The 18,301-nt window shown below is 48.9% G+C and carries 17 protein-coding genes and 1 pseudogene; 6 read left to right on the top strand and 12 right to left on the bottom strand.

From position 1 onward, the window contains the following. Positions 1-363: 363 nt before the first annotated feature. Positions 364-1,758 carry a H(+)/Cl(-) exchange transporter ClcA gene (clcA, locus tag BZG73_RS13960; RefSeq protein WP_077668624.1) on the top strand — a complete coding sequence of 465 codons (1,395 nt, stop codon included), beginning with the start codon at positions 364-366 and terminating at the stop codon, positions 1,756-1,758. On the opposite strand, the gene BZG73_RS13955 is transcribed toward clcA, so the two are convergent. Both BZG73_RS13955 and BZG73_RS13950 read right to left on the bottom strand, forming a co-directional pair. Next, positions 1,752-2,417 carry a substrate-binding periplasmic protein gene (locus tag BZG73_RS13955; RefSeq protein ID WP_077668623.1) on the bottom strand — a complete coding sequence of 222 codons (666 nt, stop codon included), beginning with the start codon at positions 2,415-2,417 and terminating at the stop codon, positions 1,752-1,754. The genes clcA and BZG73_RS13955 overlap by 7 nt on opposite strands. A 133-nt stretch (positions 2,418-2,550) precedes the next feature. Continuing rightward, positions 2,551-3,450 (bottom strand): LysR family transcriptional regulator, encoded by a 900-nt coding sequence (locus BZG73_RS13950; protein WP_077668622.1) that lies wholly within the window; start codon positions 3,448-3,450, stop codon positions 2,551-2,553. 102 nt (positions 3,451-3,552) lie between these two features. Between BZG73_RS13950 and BZG73_RS13945 the strand changes: the two genes are divergently transcribed. The 4 genes from BZG73_RS13945 to BZG73_RS13930 all read left to right on the top strand — a co-directional run bounded on the left by BZG73_RS13945 (position 3,553) and on the right by BZG73_RS13930 (position 8,338). Then, positions 3,553-4,053: a lactoylglutathione lyase family protein gene (locus tag BZG73_RS13945; RefSeq protein WP_046075723.1), complete on the top strand. Its 501-nt coding sequence runs from the start codon at positions 3,553-3,555 to the stop codon at positions 4,051-4,053. A gap of 507 nt (positions 4,054-4,560) precedes the next feature. Further along, complete coding sequence (locus tag BZG73_RS13940; protein ID WP_077668621.1) at positions 4,561-6,531, top strand: PTS mannitol transporter subunit IICBA; 1,971 nt, start codon at positions 4,561-4,563, stop codon at positions 6,529-6,531. Positions 6,532-6,594: 63 nt separating this feature from the next. Next, a complete protein-coding gene (locus tag BZG73_RS13935) occupies positions 6,595-7,743 on the top strand; it encodes a mannitol-1-phosphate 5-dehydrogenase (RefSeq protein WP_077668620.1) in 1,149 nt (382 codons plus the stop codon). Positions 7,744-7,804: 61 nt separating this feature from the next. Continuing rightward, positions 7,805-8,338 carry an MltR family transcriptional regulator gene (locus BZG73_RS13930; protein WP_077668619.1) on the top strand — a complete coding sequence of 178 codons (534 nt, stop codon included), beginning with the start codon at positions 7,805-7,807 and terminating at the stop codon, positions 8,336-8,338. A 269-nt stretch (positions 8,339-8,607) separates the two neighbouring features. Here BZG73_RS13930 and BZG73_RS13925 read toward each other — a convergent pair whose 3' ends face one another. Beyond that, entirely contained in the window at positions 8,608-9,639 is a 1,032-nt protein-coding gene (locus tag BZG73_RS13925; protein WP_456154132.1) for a zinc-binding alcohol dehydrogenase family protein, read from the bottom strand. Positions 9,640-9,649: 10 nt separating this feature from the next. After that, complete coding sequence (locus tag BZG73_RS13920; RefSeq protein WP_077668618.1) at positions 9,650-10,756, bottom strand: alkene reductase; 1,107 nt, start codon at positions 10,754-10,756, stop codon at positions 9,650-9,652. Positions 10,757-10,874: 118 nt separating this feature from the next. Between BZG73_RS13920 and BZG73_RS13915 the strand changes: the two genes are divergently transcribed. Next, on the top strand, positions 10,875-11,759 hold the full coding sequence (locus BZG73_RS13915; protein ID WP_077578505.1) for a LysR family transcriptional regulator: 885 nt from the start codon (positions 10,875-10,877) through the stop codon (positions 11,757-11,759). A gap of 20 nt (positions 11,760-11,779) precedes the next feature. On the opposite strand, the gene BZG73_RS13910 is transcribed toward BZG73_RS13915, so the two are convergent. The 8 genes and pseudogenes from BZG73_RS13910 to BZG73_RS13880 all read right to left on the bottom strand — a co-directional run bounded on the left by BZG73_RS13910 (position 11,780) and on the right by BZG73_RS13880 (position 18,125). Next, a complete protein-coding gene (locus tag BZG73_RS13910; RefSeq protein WP_235606077.1) occupies positions 11,780-13,123 on the bottom strand; it encodes a sensor histidine kinase in 1,344 nt (447 codons plus the stop codon). A 64-nt stretch (positions 13,124-13,187) separates the two neighbouring features. Next, complete coding sequence (locus tag BZG73_RS16360) at positions 13,188-13,418, bottom strand: helix-turn-helix domain-containing protein (RefSeq protein ID WP_407690287.1); 231 nt, start codon at positions 13,416-13,418, stop codon at positions 13,188-13,190. A 56-nt stretch (positions 13,419-13,474) separates the two neighbouring features. Beyond that, positions 13,475-13,844, bottom strand: a pseudogene (locus BZG73_RS16355) (response regulator); the annotation flags it as partial. Beyond that, positions 13,841-14,485 (bottom strand): tetratricopeptide repeat protein, encoded by a 645-nt coding sequence (locus BZG73_RS13900; RefSeq protein WP_235606076.1) that lies wholly within the window; start codon positions 14,483-14,485, stop codon positions 13,841-13,843. The gene BZG73_RS13900 and the pseudogene BZG73_RS16355, both read right to left, overlap by 4 nt. Further along, positions 14,472-15,308, bottom strand: a complete 837-nt coding sequence (locus BZG73_RS13895; RefSeq protein WP_077668616.1) for an SDR family oxidoreductase — start codon at positions 15,306-15,308, stop codon at positions 14,472-14,474. The genes BZG73_RS13900 and BZG73_RS13895 overlap by 14 nt, the downstream gene beginning before the upstream one ends. Before the next feature lie 9 nt (positions 15,309-15,317). Beyond that, positions 15,318-16,010, bottom strand: a complete 693-nt coding sequence (locus tag BZG73_RS13890; RefSeq protein ID WP_077668615.1) for a TenA family transcriptional regulator — start codon at positions 16,008-16,010, stop codon at positions 15,318-15,320. An 8-nt stretch (positions 16,011-16,018) separates the two neighbouring features. Next, positions 16,019-17,524: an AMP-binding protein gene (locus BZG73_RS13885; protein ID WP_077668614.1), complete on the bottom strand. Its 1,506-nt coding sequence runs from the start codon at positions 17,522-17,524 to the stop codon at positions 16,019-16,021. After that, positions 17,508-18,125 carry a thermostable hemolysin gene (locus tag BZG73_RS13880; RefSeq protein WP_077668613.1) on the bottom strand — a complete coding sequence of 206 codons (618 nt, stop codon included), beginning with the start codon at positions 18,123-18,125 and terminating at the stop codon, positions 17,508-17,510. Before BZG73_RS13880 ends, BZG73_RS13885 begins: the two co-directional genes overlap by 17 nt. Positions 18,126-18,301 lie beyond the last annotated feature (176 nt).

The raw sequence follows: 18,301 nt of genomic DNA, 5'->3' as shown, positions 1-18,301 counted from the left end.
CACACCGCGGTTACCAATCCGATATAGCGGCTGCGGACATTTTCAGCGCAACAAACTGTGATCTAATTCAAATCAATTATTGGCGCTGACAAAGGTGGTACGCTGGCTGACAATACGGTGCACACCGATAAAACGTATAAAAATGTTCGCTTACGGCTGCCTCGTTAGTGTATCGCTTACTCCCGCGGGTTTTGTCTTTATCACTGGACAATGAAGTATCTGTCGAGCGCTTGCATGTTCCATTAATTGGCGTAGTATAAATGCGTTCTCTCAGGGAATAGGACGTTCCCAGCACGATGTTGGCGTAGGAAGYTGTGCCACCGTACATCGTCACTTTTCTTTTCACACTTTGCGTTCACACAGATGAAAATTGTAAGTAAAACAGGCAAGAAGAGAGCTATCTTTTACAAATCTAGTGTTTTCTTTGATAAATTATGGTCTCGCGACAAAACGCCCGTTTCTATCCTTTTACTCGCGGTAGTCATTGGCTTTTTAGGCGGCGTGGTAGTCACCCTTTTCGAGCTCGCCATCCACTCACTGTCTCAGTCCAGAACCGAATGGTTAGACAGTAACATCAACTCGATGATTCCATTGGGTGTGCTCGCGTTTCTTATTAGCGCGGGGCTCGCCTTACTCGGCTATTGGCTTGTTCATCGTTTTGCACCTGAAGCGGCAGGCTCGGGGATCCCAGAGGTTGAGGGCGCGATGGAAGGCATTCGCCCCTCACGATGGTGGCGAGTTATTCCAGTGAAGTTTTTTGGTGGTTTAGGCGCGTTAGGCTCTGGCATGATTCTCGGCCGCGAAGGCCCAAGCGTGCAAATTGGTGCCAATATTGGCCGAATGGTCACCGATACCTGCCGCATCAAAGACAGGAACAGTAACCAAACCTTGCTCGCCTCCGGTGCTGCAGCGGGGCTGGCGGCGGCTTTTAATGCTCCATTGGCGGCTATCATGTTTGTGGTTGAGGAAATGCGACCACAATTTCGCTATACCTTAATTTCAATTAAAGCGGTGATCATTGCTGCGATTATGGCCGATATCGTCTTTCGCTATATCAATGGCCAAGAGGCGGTAATTGTATTGCCACAATACGAAACGCCGCCACTTATTTCGCTGTGGTTCTTTCTCGTTCTGGGCTGCTGTTTTGGGGTATTTGGCGTACTGTTTAATTTTCTGATTATGCGCTTTCAGGATTTTTTCCAACGCTTTTATCAGAAAAGCCAAAAACGGATCTGGTTAGTGGGTGCCACGTTAGGCGGCTTTTTTGGCTTACTACTTATCTATGCGCCTGAGCTGACCCATGGTGGCATTAATTTAGTGCCAGATTTCGTCACCCTCAATTACTCAATCAGTGCCCTGCTGTTTATCTTTATGGCGCGCACATTACTGACGGTGATTTGCTTTAGCTCGGGTGCGCCTGGCGGCATCTTTGCGCCTATGCTGGCGCTGGGCACCTTGTTAGGCACTGTTTATGGGTTAGTGGTTGCCAATATATACCCAGATATGGGCATAGAGCCGGGTATGTTTGCCATTGCTGGCATGGGTGCCTTATTTGCGGCCACGGTGCGCGCGCCGATTACCGGTATTTTGTTGGTGATTGAAATGACCAACAACTATTATCTGATTTTGCCGTTAATCATCACCACCCTCGGTGCCACCTTGGTCGCACAGTTGCTGGGCGGACAACCGATTTATACAGAACTATTGCGTCGTAAAGTGCGCGAGCAAAAGCTGCGGATAGAAAACACGTCTCAATAAGTGGCGCCATGTTTTTCGAGTAAAGCAGCCATTTCACCGCTCTTTTTCATTTTACCTATGCTGGCGTCCAATCGCTCAAGAAGTGCCTGATGCCGCTGATGAATCGCAAAATAGATGGGGATGGACTTGATAGGGTTATCCCCCATGCGCACATTAGTTAGTTGCTCTTTTTCAATAATGCTTGCCACGCCCACATAAGCCACCATGGCTTGTACCCGATTGCTATTGACCATATTCAACGCGGCGCGCTCACTCCTCGCACCGACCATTTCCCACTGGTACTTATCCGCGATCATTTGCGCTACTTGGTCACCAATCACTCCCACTACACGTTGATAGTCTTGAGGGTTGCCAACATATGTATGGCCAAACAGGTGATAACCGACGGAAAACAGCGATTCACTCGGATAAAGCGCCTGAGGCGTGTCCTGATAGACAAACCGGGTGCGCCCAAAATCAATATCAATGATCCCTTTAGCGAGCGCATTCTCTGCCCGTGCTAACGGCATTTCTATCCAAGCGAGTTCAATTTGTGGGTCAACCGAGTCAAAAACCCGCTCGACGATCGCTTTGGTCGCGGATGACATCGCCCCCGTATGATCGCGATATGCAACAGTGAGTGTGTTTGCCTGTCCACTCAACGGCAACCAGCAAACCATTAATATCCACCATCTCGTCACATTGCCACCTCAAATCGTTTTCGCACTCTTAGAGATTAGAAGACAGGAGAAGCGTCGTCCATGCGCAGCACGTGACATTGTCACTTAGTTATGAAGTCACTCTTCGCATTTATTATGTATGCATGCCAATTGAATCACTGACCTGCTCTTTAATGACGTTTGAAATATTGATCGCGCGCTGGGGCAGCACGCGTCCGGCAAGAGAGGAAAGGTATAAAGTTTCACTGACCGGTGTCGGTAAATGGTGAGCTTTGATGGCCGCTTGTTGAGCAAAAGCGGCGACGGCATTGGCGGGTAACACGGTAAAGCCGAGTCCGCGTGCAACGGGTAGTAAGATAAGACCAATTTGATTAGAAAAGCCAGATTGCTTAATGGGACGCAACTGTGCCGTTTGGTATTGCTCGAAGTTCGCTCCAAGTAATAACTCGGCGTGATGCCTCGCATCTGGATGATCAATGAATCCTAGCTGGCAGAGTGTTTCCCAAGTCGGGGATTTGACATGGCGCGGTGTCACCAGCAACAACGGCTCTTCCCCAATGGGTTCAGACTGAATATTTGGATTAACGGGACATGCGGTTGTCAGGCCAATATCAATGGTGTTGTTCAAGATGGCATTATGAATATCGCCATTTGGCGCAAAGCGATAGTTAATCGTAAGTGTCGGATACGTCACCTGGAGATCGAGCAAATGAGGATATAAACGGAGACCAACACTTCCCGGCGACATAAGACGCACCTCCCCTTCATAACCGGGATCCTGACTGATGTTAACGGCTAGGTTATCGAGTGTTTGTAGTACATCTTTGCCTTGACGATAGAGTTGCTCTCCAGCCTCCGTCGTGACAATACCCTTTTTACTCCGAATCAGTAAGGTGGTCGATAAAGCATCTTCGAGCTTTCGCACGTGCTGACTGACGCCTGATTGGGTCATAAAACACTTATCAGCGGCTTTGGTAAAACTGCCAACATCTACCAGGGTGCAAAAGGTTTTCAGCCAAACAGGATTAACCATAACAAATTGTCATCATAACTATTGCAAACCATAATTTAACATTATGTTTGTGATACCTCATGCTTGCAACCACTGACAACGTCATCTTAGAAGGAGCAACGCATGCCAACCCCTTATCCACGTACATTTTCACACATTGGTATTTCGGTACCTGATTTGGACAAAGCCGTTCAATTTTACACGCAAGTGCTTGGCTGGTATCTCATTATGACACCTACCGAGATTATCGAAGACAATAGTGCAATTGGAGCGATGTGTACCGATGTGTTTGGTCAAGGTTGGGAGCGCTTTCGTATTGCCCATTTATCAACCGGTGACCGAGTGGGTGTCGAGCTATTTGAATTCAAAGATCAGCAAAACCCTGACAACAATTTCGAGTACTGGAAAACGGGCGTCTTTCACTTCTGCGTGCAAGATCCTAACGTTGAAGCACTGGCTGAACGTATTGTTGAGGCGGGTGGTAAGAAACGTATGGAGAAACCACGCTATTACTATCCTGGAGAGAAGCCCTATCGCATGATCTATATGGAAGACCCATTTGGCAATATCTTGGAGATCTACAGCCACAGTTACGAGCTTATCTACAGCGCAGGAGCGTATTAACTCTCTTGTCTGTAATGGCTACCTTGGCATTTTAACTCACCAGGCTCAACGCGATTGAGCTTGGTTTCTACCTCACACGACACCGACCTCATCCGTAATAAAAATACAAGTGTGATATCTATCACTTGATKAATCATTATTGACCAGGATGATAGTGTGATATTCATCACTCTAGTTTTTTATTTCACTATTCTAAAAAAATAAAGAGTGATCTACATCACTATATATTTTATAAATAAAAAATCAAAAATGTGATATGAATCTCTATAGATTTTATTGACAATTTTGATCATTGCGTTTTGTGCTAAATTTACATGTTATTTCTGTGACAGGTGTTGGACTAACATATAGTTGCGAAGTGAATAATGAGAGTTGAGTCAATAAATCCCCGTTATCAGTTCTCTCGAAAAAATATGTGGTAAATTGACTGGGTACTTACTAGCCAGACGGTTTTGGCGAACCGTTCTACCACACACGTTCAATGAGAACATCAAACGGGGTATTGTTATGATATCATCTGACACCAAGATCAAGATACAGAATTTTGGTCGCTTCCTCTCAAACATGGTGATGCCTAATATCGGCGCATTCATCGCGTGGGGGATTATTACCGCACTATTCATTCCAACCGGCTGGGTCCCCAATGAGACATTGGCGGCCATGGTCGGTCCCATGATTACCTACCTACTACCACTACTGATCGGCTACACCGGCGGTAAACTTGTTGGCGGCGAACGCGGTGCGGTTGTCGGCGCAATTACCACCATGGGGGTGATTGTCGGGACGGACATTCCCATGTTTATGGGCGCGATGATGGTTGGTCCATTCGGTGGCTGGGCGATCAAAAAATTTGATGCCTATGTCGATGGCAAAGTGAAAAGCGGGTTTGAGATGTTAGTGAATAACTTCTCTGCCGGTATTATCGGTATGCTTTGCGCGATTATCGCATTTTTCCTCATCGGCCCGTTTGTTAAGCTCTTGTCTAGTGGTCTCGCAGCGGGTGTGGAGTTTTTGGTCTCAGCACACCTGTTACCACTGACCTCAATCTTTGTTGAGCCTGCTAAGATTCTTTTCCTCAACAATGCGATCAACCACGGTATTTTCTCACCGCTGGGCATCCAACAAGCCTCAGAAGCTGGTCAGTCTATTTTCTTCCTCATTGAGGCAAACCCAGGTCCTGGTTTAGGCATCTTGCTTGCCTACATGGTGTTTGGTAAAGGCACGGCACGTCAAACCGCGGGCGGTGCATCCATTATTCACTTCTTCGGTGGTATTCACGAAATCTACTTCCCTTACATTCTGATGAATCCACGCCTTATTCTTGCCGCGATTGCGGGTGGTATGACAGGTGTGTTCGTTCTCACTATGTTTGATGCAGGTATTGTGTCGCCCGCTTCGCCAGGCTCTATTTTTGCTGTACTGTTAATGACGCAAAAAGGCTCAATTGTCGGCGTCTTGGCCTCAATTATTGCCGCAGCCAGCGTGTCATTTGTGGTCGCCGCTTTACTGATGAAAACACAGAAAAGCACAGAGGGTGAAGGTGACGAGGCCTCACTTGATGAGGCGACCGCCAAAATGAAAGACATGAAATCAGGCGCTAAAGCAAGCACCTCCGCCCCCTCTTCTGCGCCTAAAGCCACAGTTAACTTTGCTGACGTAAAGCATATTTTAGTTGCCTGTGATGCTGGCATGGGCTCTAGTGCCATGGGTGCCAGCTTGCTGCGCAAAAAAGTGCAAAATGCAGGCTTGGACATTGGTGTCACGAATATTGCGGTCAATAATCTGCCTGAGGATGCGCAGGTTGTGATTACGCACAAAGATCTGACCGAGCGCGCACGCACTCACGCACCAGCAGCACACCATATTTCTCTTAATAACTTTTTAGACGGCGATGTGTACGGCCAGTTGGTTACCCAAATTCTTGCCGCCCAGTATCCCGCGGCAAACGATCCGCAAGTGCTTCAGGTTCCAACAACGGCGGCCAATGACGATAGCTTCGAACCAACCCCGGCACCTGCTTTTCAACTGCAGCGTAAAAACATTCATCTTGGCTTAACGGCCAAAAGCAAGGATGAAGCGATTCGATTTGCCGGTGAGCAACTTGTCAAACTTGGCTACGTGGAGCCAGGTTATGTCGACGCGATGTTTGAGCGTGAGGCATTAACTCCCACTTACCTCGGGGAGTCGATCGCCGTCCCTCATGGCACCGTCAAAGCAAAAGATGGCGTCAAACAAACGGGTATTGTGGTGTGTCAGTATCCGTCTGGCGTGCAGTTCACCGACGACAAAGAGGATATTGCCAAGTTAGTGATTGGCATTGCCACCAAAAACGATGAACATATTCAAGTAATTACCGCCATTACTAATGCGTTAGATGAGCCAGATGCAATAGACATTCTCACCAGTACAGACAGTATTGACGAGGTCCTCAATCTATTGAGTGATGAAAACGTCACCCATATGACGTCATCCCATTAATCAGCCCAATAGGCCACCTCGGTGGCCTCTCATCACCATCGTTTTTAGTTTGAGGTAAATATTATGAAAAATGCTGTTCATTTTGGTGCCGGTAATATCGGTCGCGGCTTTATCGGAAAATTGCTCGCCGATGCCAATGTCGAGGTCACCTTTGCCGATGTCGATGCGCCCCTTATTGACCAACTTAGTCACAAACAAAGCTACAAGGTCAAAGTGGTAGGTAACGACTGCCATATCGACACGGTTTCTCATATCACGGCGGTCAATTCGGCAAGTGATGATGTTATCGAAAAAATCGTAAAAACGGATTTAGTGACCACGGCGGTGGGCCCCAATGTGCTTGATATTATTGCCAAGACCATCGCCACCGGCATTGAAAAACGTTTCGCATCAGGCAATGAGGCCCCGCTAAATATCATTGCCTGTGAAAACATGATCCGTGGTACGTCGCATCTCAAAGGCGAAGTTTATAAGCACCTTGACCCCTCGCTACATGAGAAAGCAGACGCACTGATTGGTTTTGTCGACTCCGCAGTTGATCGCATTGTACCGCCGGCGGAAGCTGCGAACGATGACCCATTAGAAGTGACGGTAGAAAGCTTCAGCGAGTGGATTGTGGACGAGCAACAGTTCAAAGGCGACATCCCAGACATTGCGGGCATGGAGAAAACGCAGAACCTCATGGCCTTCGTCGAGCGCAAGCTTTTCACTTTGAACACGGGCCACTGTATCACGGCGTATTTGGGTTGCTTAAGCGGCCACCGCACCATTCGTGAAGCCATTACCGACCCGCAGATTCATGCGCTGGTGAAACAGGCCATGGAAGAAAGCGGCGAAGTGCTTATCCAACGCTACGGGTTTGATCGCGCCGCTCACCAAGCGTACATCGAGAAAATTTTAGGACGTTTCTCAAACCCCTACTTGGTTGATGAGGTCGACCGTGTTGGTCGCCAACCTATTAGAAAGCTGAGTGAAAACGATAGGCTTATCAAGCCACTACTGGGTACAATAGAATACGGTACTGATAACCAAGCCTTGTTAAAAGGCATCGCGGCAGCATTAAAGTACACCAATAAAACAGACCCACAAGCGCAAGAGCTTCAGTCGTCATTGGCAGAGGTAGGCGTTAGAAAGACGTTGGCGACATACACCGGCTTGGCAGAAGACTGCCCGGAGGTTGAGGCAATCGACACCCTGTACCAACAATTGTAAACCGCGCACTTCACAGGGGGAGTTTCGCTCCCCCGTTATAACAATAAGCAGTATTGAGGCTATGGCAGAAAATTTCGACGAAACAGACATCATTGAGCGATTAAACCAGGCGCCCACCGTACGTGGCTTCTTTGTCGCGGCGGTCGATGTTTTTGAGGCATCTATTGATGGATTAGTCAAACGCGTCTTTCGCAAAGATAATTTTGCGGTAGAGTCGGTTGTAGGCCCATTGCTGCACGACACGGGGCCGCTGGGTGATCTTTCTGTGCGAGTGAAACTCTTGTTTGGCTTGGGCGTATTATCAGATGACGCTTATCACGATATTGAACAAATCATTAAGCTTAAAAACCAGCTAAGTAATGATGCTGACGACTACCAGTTCACCGACCCTAAAGTACTGGATGCGGTAAAAAAGCTTCGTAAAGTCGACAATATGAGCATGATGCAGCGCGATATAGAAGCGCCAGAGGATGATGTGGATATTGAGTTTTATCAGCTACAACTGCAGCGCCAGCAGCAAGTCATCCGCTCKGGACTGTCTCTTGTTATTGTCGAGATTTGCAACGAATTGAGCAAAGAAAGCCCGTTCTCTTAGACCCATGTTGTTGTCACTAGTAAAGCAAATACCCTGAAACCATTAGCCAGATCCCAAGTGCAAGCGCACCGCCGAGAACCATTGCCTCAAACAAATACGCTTTAATTACATTATACAATTTCATACCTAACCCACCTTTCTTATTACTCACCTATCAAACCAAATATGAATGCACCATGTCTACCATTATATACAAAAAACCTTATGCCGGATCACATAAGGCTGAGGTAAACAAAGTGGTTGAGCTTTAGTGGATTAGCTTCAGTGGGTTAGCTTTGTGCGATAACGTACTTGCCGATGGTTCGGCCACTTTCTACGGCTTGATGTGCAAGGATTAAATTGGCTGCATTAAGCCCGGTTAGTTGATGAGAGGCCGTGGACTTTAGCACGCCTTGGTCAATCAATTTAGCCACATTCGCCAAGATCACATGTTGTTGGTACATGTCAGTCGTCGAGTACAAACTGCGGGTGAACATGAACTCCCAGTGCAACGAAATCGACTTACTCTTTAACTTTCGAATATCGAGCTGTTCTGGGTCGTCAATCAACGCCAGTTTGCCTTGAGGGATCAGACAATCTACCAGCTGCTCCAAATGCGCCTCGGTATGATTAAGACTCGCGACATGGGTTACCGCTTCTACTCCCAACGCATCAAGCTGCGGCTGTAAGGGCTGAGCATGGTCAATGACATGATCGGCGCCCATTTTTTTCACCCACGCTTGGCTCTCTGGTCGCGACGCAGTACCGATCACCGTCAACGACGTCAGTTGTTTCGCAAGCTGAGTTAACACCGATCCCACCCCACCTGCTGCGCCCACAATCAGTAAAGTGCTCGACTCCGGCTCAAGTCCGGCCTTTAAGCGATCAAACAGTAACTCCCACGCCGTAAGTGCAGTCAGTGGCATAGCGGCGGCATCGGCAAATGACAGCGTTTTAGGCATGGCACTCGCTATTTTTGCATTCACACATTGGAATTGACCATTCGATCCGGGCCGATCGAGCGCGCCGGCATACCACACCCTATCGCCGGGCTGAAACCCCGTCACATGGCGACCAACTTGACGCACTATGCCCGCCGCATCCCACCCCAGCACTTTATGCTGTCCCTCAGGTGCACCGACGTTGCCGCGGATTTTGACATCCACAGGATTAACAGAAACCGCCTTCACTTCCACCAGCAAGTCATCATCGTTAGGAATCGGCGTGGGTAAAATGATGTCAGCCAATGTGGCCTTTTCTATCGGGTGCGCAAAGCGATAACCAACCGCATGCATCTCTGTCGGTAACGTTTGTATTGTCATGATGCTGTCCTCATTCTGTGTGATAGCTGGGGGAGACGGAATAGCTGGGATAGTCGACATAGCCTGCTTCATTGCCGCCAAACAGGGTCTGAGAGTTAAATTCAGCCAGTGGCCAGCCATGTTGGAGACGGGCGACATAATCTGGGTTGGCAATAAAAGGACGACCAAATGCCACTAAATCCACCAACTCGCGAGCAATCAGGCTCTCTGCTTTGGGTTGGTCGTATTTTCCGGCCACAATGATCGCGTTGTCGAACCGCGCGCGCAGCTGATGGCGGAAATCATCATCAACTTGCGGCGCATCATCCCAGTCCGCTTCGGCAAGATGCAAATAGGCAAGCCCCAGTTGATTGGCATGGCTTGCCACCTCAAGAATGGTGGGAATAATGTCAGGGCAGTTCATTCCACGCGCAGTGATAAAAGGAGCCAGACGGATCCCAGTGCGTGACGCACCAATCGCCTCACTAATCGCTGTCATGATCGCCACCAAAAAGCGCATCCGGTTTTCACGACTGCCGCCGTATTGATCATCGCGATGATTGGAGGTCGAGCGTAGAAACTGGTCGATGAGGTAGCCATTGGCGGCGTGAATTTCGACACCATCAAAGCCCGCTTCTACGGCATTCAAGGCGGCTTGCCGGTAATCATCGACAATGCGTGGGATTTCGTCGGTTTCCAATGCACGCGGGATAGGACACGGACGCATGCTTCCGCCATTTTCGTCAGCTATCCATACACTCGCTTCAGGAGATAACGCCGACGGTGCGACAGGCAAACCGTCTTCGTGAAAAATGGGATGCGACATACGACCCACATGCCACAGCTGTAAAAAGATTTTACCTCCCTCAGCATGCACGGCGTCCGTGACATGACGCCAGCCCGCGATCTGGGCGTCGCTATGAATGCCTGGCGTGAAGCTATATCCCTGCCCTTGTGGAGAAATTTGCGTCGCTTCCGTCACGATAAGCCCTGCGCTAGCGCGTTGGCGATAATAGTCAGCCATCATCGCATTAGGAGTATTGCCTGGCTGGTCGGTGCGAGCGCGTGTCATTGGTGCCATGACAATGCGGTTAGCGAGCGACAGCCCAGATTGTTGGTAATCATCAAACAAAGACATGCTGATCTCCTTGTGGTGGTCGAGCGTGATAGTGTTAGTAAGTGGCTATCAGCCTATTGACAATCACCACAAAGAAAAACCATGCTATAGAGACATCTCTTTCAACATTTTTTTGATAATGAAAGCACTTCAAGATCTGGCTATCTTCGTCGAAGCGGCCAAACACGGCAGCTTAACTGGCGCGGCCAGACAATTAGATGTGTCTCCCGCCGTTGCCAGTGCCGCCATAAAACGGTTAGAAACTGAGTTAGGCAGCCCGCTTTTTGTGCGCTCAACACGCAGTTTGCGACTCACTCAACAAGGCGAGCAGTTTCTGCGCTACAGCGAACAAGCGTTAGACTTGCTACAACAAGGTCAACAACAACTGCAAAACGCCGATAAGATCCAAGGTTCGCTGCTTATTTCCGCGCCGTCTGATTTGGGCCGTGACGTGATCCTTCCGCTGCTTGATGCGTTTATGTCGCTTTACCCCAACATCAGTACCCGCCTGTCGTTATCCGACGAACAAGCCAAGTTATTTTCCCAGCCTATTGATATCGCGATTCGTTATGGTGTGTTGGGCGATTCCAGTATGATCGCAATGCCGTTGGTTAAAGATAATCGTCGGGTGCTCGTGGCCTCCCCCGAGTATTTAGCCCAGCATAAAACGCCCGCGCATCCTTTGGATTTGAAACACCATGAATGCCTGTTCTACGAGCTAAATGAAGTGCGCTATAACCGTTGGCAGTTTCATCGCCAAGAGGAAGACATTGCAGTCAGTGTGACAGGGCGGCGCGCCAGCAATGATGGCGGCGTGGTAAGGCAATGGGCATTATCAGGAAAAGGGATCGCTTATAAATCGGCGCTCGATGTCAAAGCGGATCTGAATGCAGGACGGTTAGTGCCCTTGTGCACCGATTGGCAAGGTGAGCTCGCTCCACTCCACCTATTATGTCCGTCGCGCCAACAACTCACTCCCGCAGTCAAGGCGTTACACCGGTTCTTGCGCGACCAGTTGGCGTAAGGTTATGAATGCTCACATGCCTAGACCATTGGAAAAGTCACCGTAAAACCATTGCCATAGTCAGAAAAGTACGGGCTTTGAATCATAATACTCGCGTGATGCTGTTCCACAATGTCTTTGACAATCGACATTCCCAACCCCGCCCCATCACCTTTCTCGGTATGACCGCGGAAAAATTTATCAAAAATACGGCTCTTAATTTCGTCCGATATCGCGTCGCCAGAATCAATCACTTCCACCACGACGGTATTGGCTGAGTGGCTGATGATCACGCTGATAGATGCGCCTTTTCCTGCATAGCGAATTGCATTATCAATCAGGTTAGTAAATAAAACTGACAACATTACAGGATGACCTTTGACCCACAGGCTCTCTCGCCCTTCAAGCTCTATTGACTGTTGTTGCGTCAATGCCATCGGTGCGAGCGCGGCGATTTGTTCTCGCAACAATGGAACAATATCTACCTGCGTGACTTCGGTATTTTTTTGCTGCTCCACCCGCGAAAGCATGAGCAACTGCTGGATAACGCGATCAGTTCGATCGATGCCAGTCAGAATATTGGTCAAGTCATTATCACGCTCCGCTTCTGTGGTCGCAGACAAGGCGTTTTCTGCATTGAGTCGCAGTACCGCGAGGGGGGTTTTTAACTCGTGTGCCGCAGTGCTGACCAAACGCTTTTCACGCACCCAGGCATTATTCAACTGAGAAAACAAATAATTGATCTGCTTGACGAGTGGTGAGAGCTCAACGGTGGGTTGTGATACATGAATATGATCGAGATTATCAACACTGCGCGCAGCGATCGTCTCTTTTAATTCGCCTAGCGGCCTAAATGCACGGCTAACCAACACCACAACAATAACGGCTAAAAGTGGGATCAATAGGAGCTGGGGTAAGCCAATGGTCAACGAGACTTCTGTCATCAACTCTTGGCGAATCGCCTCTTTTTCCGCCACCAACAGACTCGCTTGCCGTTTATCCGGCAGTGTGAATACTAATAGAAAGGTGCGCCACTGTTCACCTGCTGCGGTGACCATATCAAATCCGGGGTTGTCCGATGTCCCTATCCATTGCGCCGGTGCGTTCGGACTTTTGGCAACTAATGCATCGTTAACACGGTACTGAAAAAACAAATTATCTTCATAGGGGTGACCAAATGGTGTAGTCGTATCGTCATCTTTTGCGTTGGCAGTGATCGCGTTTAACCAATGGGTATAACTTTGTGTAAAGTTATCTGGCGGCAGATCTCCCCAGCTCATTACCGACAGCGCCAACGTTTTTGCCGATTGCCCTAATCGCGCGTCATAGACTTCATTAATTTCATGACGGGCTTCGCTATACACCAGCAGCCAAGAGACAAACATTAATACCCCCACCACACACACAGTGCTGAATGTAAGATGGCGTTTTATTGAATGTGGGCGCTGTTTATTTCTCAATGATATACCCAACCCCACGAATGTTTTGAATCAAGGTTCCACCCGTTTTTTTGCGTAAATTGTGAATATGGACTTCAATGGCATTCGGACTAATTCCCTCATCCATACCATGAAGCGCTTGTTGAAGTTGATCTTTGCTCATTACTCGGCCAGCATGTGCCATCAGTGTGGATAACAGTTTGAACTCGTTAGGAGTTAACCGAATAGGTGCACCCTTCATCTCCACTTCACCCGTTGCCATCGACAAGGTCACGCCATGGCATGACATCGTGGTATCGGCATAACCGGAAATACGCCGAATCATGACGCGCAGACGCGCCAATAGCTCTTCGAGCGCAAAAGGTTTGATCATGTAGTCATCGGCTCCACCATCTAACCCTTTCACACGGTCATCAATGTCATCGCGTGCTGTCAAAATCATCACAGGGATATCGCTATGTTTGCGGCGAATTTTACGCAACACATGAAGCCCATCAGTGTCTGGCAAGGTTAAGTCTAGAATGATAGCGGTAAAACTTTCGGTATTTAACAACGCATCCACACCACCGCCTCGCTGCAACCAATCAACGGTATAGCCGTGACGCTGCAGCGACGCCACCATGGACTCCCCTAGCATGCAATCATCTTCGACGAGTAACAGCCTCATTGCTGATTAAGCTCCTTCAGTTTTTGGATAATTTCTTGTTGGCGTCCTTGGTCAGCGAGAGGGCGGTCTGGCCGCGCAGGGGCTTGTTGTGCATGCTTCAAGAATGCCACAGCGAGATTTGTTTTTCCGGTATCCGCTAGAAATTCGCCATAAAAATAGTTCGAATCGATGCCGTCTGGGTTGATCGCGAGTGCTTTTTTAAACAGCTCAGCAGCCTTATCGTCATCACCAAATGCGAGTGGCCAGCCCGGCACTTTGTGGTACAACGTCGCGAGGCTCGTTAGGGCCGAACCGTCCAGCGTTTCCGGCGCCTGTGTTATCACATCTTCGAGTAGAATTTTTGCATCCTTGACCAAGCCTAATGCTCCCATGCCACCATCAACCCCGGCTAACGAGCTCTTATTGATAGCAAGCCATATTTTCAGATCATGACGCGCTGGTTGGGCAAGAAGTGCAATTTGCGTATCATCGATTAAACGGTCGAAACACGCCACTTTGTCGTCACTGCTTTCGATAGTGTAGTTACATTGTGCCCAGCGCGTCTGGATCTTAGCCAAGATAGGGTCGGCCAGCACTGTCGCACTGATCAAAGACCAACTGAGTGCCCATACGGTAATATAAAATGATTTACGAATAGTCATGGTGTGACTCCTCTACAACTGGCAAGCCTTGCGGCGTATTGGCGTGAAAATCAATGATGTCTTTTTGTTTTGCGATCCCATGACCCACTAACGATGGAAAAAGTTGGTTCAGACGAACAAACAGTTTTTCGGGCCACCCGAGCCACACCGCAAAGCAACGCTTTTCGATGGCGCGAACAATGTGATTCGCTACCCACTCAGGTGAGTCCACATGATTTCGCAATTGCTTATTCATCGCCGTTGCACGTGCATCATTTAACGCCGTTTTGGTGGCTCGAGGCGCGATATAAATGGCACACTGCTGACTGTCATATAACTCCCGATTTAACGCTTCGGTAAAGCGATACAGGCCTGATTTGGTCGCACCGTAATTGGCATATCCGGGAAAACCGATACCAGCAAAGGTTGAGCCAATGTTGGCAATGAGACCTGTCGGTGCGAGCCACGTGAGTGCATGTTTGCAAAGCAAAATGGGGGCAGTTAGATTGATGGCAATTTCATGTTCAATACTGTCATCTGCGCGCATGGATAGATAATTAAAACAATTTACCCCCGCATTATTGATCAGTATTTCTATTGGCGTACCTTGCTGACCCAGCCATCGTGCATGCTGATTCACCTTGTCTCTGCCTTCTGCTGTACCAATGTCTGCTTCGATGATCTGATGATGCTCGCCATTCATAAGCTGGTTATTGAGATCATGCAACGCAGTGAGGTGGCGGCCGACGAGCACAAGTATTGCGCCTTTTTTTGCCAGTACATCAGCCAGTGCTCGGCCAATGCCTCCTGTCGCTCCTGTTAGCAATATAATTGTGTTTTTCATTACCGCCTCCTACGCCACTTGGGTCTGCGTCGTGGCCATAGGAAGCGCTCGCAGCATTGATTCATACAGCGCATAAACACGGTTCGCACTATCAATGATGGCTTGTTGGTCCGCGGGATCCGTTACCTTGTTCATCAAATCGGCAAAATAGCCAATATGCTCTACGTCCAAGGTGCTGTGTGACGTTAAATACCGCATCGCTGTATCGGGTAGAGAAAGCGTTTGCTGGATCAGTGCGGCCATCGAGCCGCCGATTGAGACGCTCGTACCTTCCAGCACCCAAACCATGCCAAATAGAGCCATTGGATTTTTGCGATCAATTTGGTGATATAAATACGCCACCATCATCTCAATCCCTAACCCGACTTGGCCCTCACCGCAGTTAGCCCTCGCTAGTTCGGCATCAAAGCCACATGCGCGCAAGTCATCCAAGATCCATTCATGGTGACCTTTCTCTTCCTCAATATATGCGCCGAGCGCTTGGCGTAACCATTCATAGTGCTCCGGCAACCGAGAACCACAGGCCATCAGTAATGGAACGGTATGCTTCACATGATGATAAGCCTGAACAAGAAAGGTCGTGTAGGTTTGCAGCGTGATCGCCTTATAGTCGCAAGCCTCAATCACAGGCACACTCAGCATTGAGGCTCTCGCCTGAGCGGTTTCTTTATCTAGTACATGGAAAAAACCTTGATTATCCATAAATCCTCCTAGGAATGTGCCGTGATTGGCAGGGTTTCGTCAGTCAGTAATGGTTGGGCCGACGTGTTAAGTTGCGGCTCAAATTGTTGGCAAAAGACATCGCGTTTAGGGCGGCCATTTGCCGTAATTAAATGGGGTTGCTGATGAAAAGGAGCGGTAAATATCACCGCTCGAAGTTGCGCATAGTCGGGCAGTTGGTGGTTAAGCTGCATCAACTGCTGCTTTGCTTGATCAGGAGAGTCGCTACCAATAATGGCAGTCAGGTAGTCCTTCCCCTCTCCTAATACCACCATGTTGCTAAGCGCCGAATAGGCCATGGCTTCCGCCTCAATCCACTCTGGATGGATGTTGCGGCCAAAAGCCGTAATGAGTTGATTTTTTTTGCGACCTTTTACATACAAAAAGCCGTCATCATCAAACTCACCGATATCTCCCGTCGCAACGGCGCCTTGGTGAGGGTGAAAGTCGCGATCCAGATAACCTGAGAATGTCGCGCCTGCTACCATGATTTCACCGTCTGGTGCGAGAAAAACACGATGGTGAGGTAACGGTTTACCCACACTGCCAACACAATGGTGCTCGGAGGTATTCAAACTCACCACTGATCCGCACTCCGATAAGCCATAACCCTCAAAAACCGATAAGCCAAGCCGACTTGCTGCGCGCAATAAGCCCGGTGGCACCTTTGCACCTCCGACAGCAACGTGCTTGAGGTCGGCAACCGCGCCAGGATGCTGTTCACCAAGATGGATGACGGCTCGCAATAACGCAGGAGTAAGTACCAAGCTTTGCGGGCGATAACGAATCAGTCCGCTCATCAATTGATTCAGGTTTAACTGGCTTGAGCCGACCAGTCCCAAGTCATAGCTGGATGGGATCACTGTCGTCACACCAAGCAAAAGGGGCACGTAAACACCCGTCATATTCTCCAGTAGTGTGGATAAGGGAAGGACGACTAAATGACGGGAGGGTACCGCAGTGGTGGAGACGGTACTGGCAAGCGATACACTAACGCTCTCTAGTGTGGCTGCGCTCAATACCACGCCCTTGGGAGAACCAGTCGAGCCTGAAGTAAACGTGACCTTTACGGCAGGAGGCAAAGCTGGCGGTGCGTCTACGTCTCGTGCATGGCATGGTAACCCCGCCAATGTAGTCACAGATGCATGGCTTAATGCGACATCAGGATGTGGCGAGCCGATCACCCAATCTACCCCTGCCGTATCCAAGACATGATGTTGTTGTTCAGCCGTAAAAAAGGGCGGGATCGGCACAATTGAAATACCTGCATACGCAGCGGCAAGATCGATCAGTACCCAACTAACACTGTTATCACCGGCAAGCCCAATCATCTGTGTATCGAGCGCCAATAGCGTTTCACTCAACGCCCTGATCCGCCCCCAAAGCGCTTGATAGGTCAATATCAGGCAGTCGCCAGATGCATCCGCCCCTTGAATGGCAACCTGATCAGGTTGGGCGTAGGCATATTCAGCCAAACGTTCAAATAAGACGCGCATTGGCATTCTCCGTATGGCGGTGTTTAGACACAATCCGCTCCAACTGCTCGGCACCTTGAGCAAGGTTACCGGTACAGACACGAGGCATCCGCGTGTAGTAGTTGCCCCATTGGTCAGTAGTGGGTTGTAAGCGACTCGCATCCGCATTGGTCAGAAGATGGGGAGCAAGGCCAAATCGACGCATGAGTGCATATAGCGGCCCTGTCGCGGTAAACACACACCACATGTATCCGTGGGATAGCAGCCCATTCGCTAAAGCGTGGAAATGTGGTAGTGACGTCCCCGAAGAGAATGAGGCCAGTTGCCCAAACTCAATCACCGAGGAACGCGTAATCACTTGCTGATAGTGAGCGCTAAGTGCGTCGGCAACATCATCGGTAAGGTATTGTTCGAGAAAAAGCGGCTGATACGCAGCAGGGCAATAACCGCACACCGACAATAAGCGATCGTCTTGTCCTCTCAGGCAGGACAAATAAGGCATGAAGGTGGTAATTGTCGCGTTGAAGGCTTGTTGATAGCGTTCAGCAATATACGCCTCTATTTCAGCGCGATTCGCTGAGTCTGGTGTAACAATTTCAAATCGACTCGCTGAATTGACCATAGCGGTGACATCCTTTATTGGCTGATTGTCACTGAGCTTACGGCGCGATACTTAAGAAAAGCTTAAGAATCTCCTCCTGCCGATAAAAATGCACCTAAAAAATTTATCTAATTGTAAAATATAACTTTTTTATTTTTTGTCCCTCTTAAGTGATTCTTAAGTTTCCTCTCATAGAG

It is taken from the genome of Salinivibrio siamensis (assembly GCF_001996005.1).
GTDB lineage: Bacteria > Pseudomonadota > Gammaproteobacteria > Enterobacterales > Vibrionaceae > Salinivibrio > Salinivibrio siamensis.
Note: the sequence above shows the minus strand (reverse complement) of the source record. Positions and strands in the feature narration are given on the sequence as shown.

Bases quoted from the DNA above. Each gene is read 5' to 3' on its own strand.
- clcA (WP_077668624.1), top strand. From the start codon at position 364: ATGAAAATTGTAAGTAAAACAGGCAAGAAGAGAGCTATCTTTTACAAA.
- BZG73_RS13955 (WP_077668623.1), bottom strand. From the start codon at position 2,417: ATGGTTTGCTGGTTGCCGTTGAGTGGACAGGCAAACACACTCACTGTT.
- BZG73_RS13950 (WP_077668622.1), bottom strand. From the start codon at position 3,450: ATGGTTAATCCTGTTTGGCTGAAAACCTTTTGCACCCTGGTAGATGTT.
- BZG73_RS13945 (WP_046075723.1), top strand. From the start codon at position 3,553: ATGCCAACCCCTTATCCACGTACATTTTCACACATTGGTATTTCGGTA.
- BZG73_RS13940 (WP_077668621.1), top strand. From the start codon at position 4,561: ATGATATCATCTGACACCAAGATCAAGATACAGAATTTTGGTCGCTTC.
- BZG73_RS13935 (WP_077668620.1), top strand. From the start codon at position 6,595: ATGAAAAATGCTGTTCATTTTGGTGCCGGTAATATCGGTCGCGGCTTT.
- BZG73_RS13925 (WP_456154132.1), bottom strand. From the start codon at position 9,639: ATGACAATACAAACGTTACCGACAGAGATGCATGCGGTTGGTTATCGC.
- BZG73_RS13920 (WP_077668618.1), bottom strand. From the start codon at position 10,756: ATGTCTTTGTTTGATGATTACCAACAATCTGGGCTGTCGCTCGCTAAC.
- BZG73_RS13915 (WP_077578505.1), top strand. From the start codon at position 10,875: ATGAAAGCACTTCAAGATCTGGCTATCTTCGTCGAAGCGGCCAAACAC.
- BZG73_RS13910 (WP_235606077.1), bottom strand. From the start codon at position 13,123: ATGTTTGTCTCTTGGCTGCTGGTGTATAGCGAAGCCCGTCATGAAATT.
- BZG73_RS16360 (WP_407690287.1), bottom strand. From the start codon at position 13,418: ATGAAGGGTGCACCTATTCGGTTAACTCCTAACGAGTTCAAACTGTTA.
- BZG73_RS13900 (WP_235606076.1), bottom strand. From the start codon at position 14,485: ATGACTATTCGTAAATCATTTTATATTACCGTATGGGCACTCAGTTGG.
- BZG73_RS13895 (WP_077668616.1), bottom strand. From the start codon at position 15,308: ATGAAAAACACAATTATATTGCTAACAGGAGCGACAGGAGGCATTGGC.
- BZG73_RS13890 (WP_077668615.1), bottom strand. From the start codon at position 16,010: ATGGATAATCAAGGTTTTTTCCATGTACTAGATAAAGAAACCGCTCAG.
- BZG73_RS13885 (WP_077668614.1), bottom strand. From the start codon at position 17,524: ATGCGCGTCTTATTTGAACGTTTGGCTGAATATGCCTACGCCCAACCT.
- BZG73_RS13880 (WP_077668613.1), bottom strand. From the start codon at position 18,125: ATGGTCAATTCAGCGAGTCGATTTGAAATTGTTACACCAGACTCAGCG.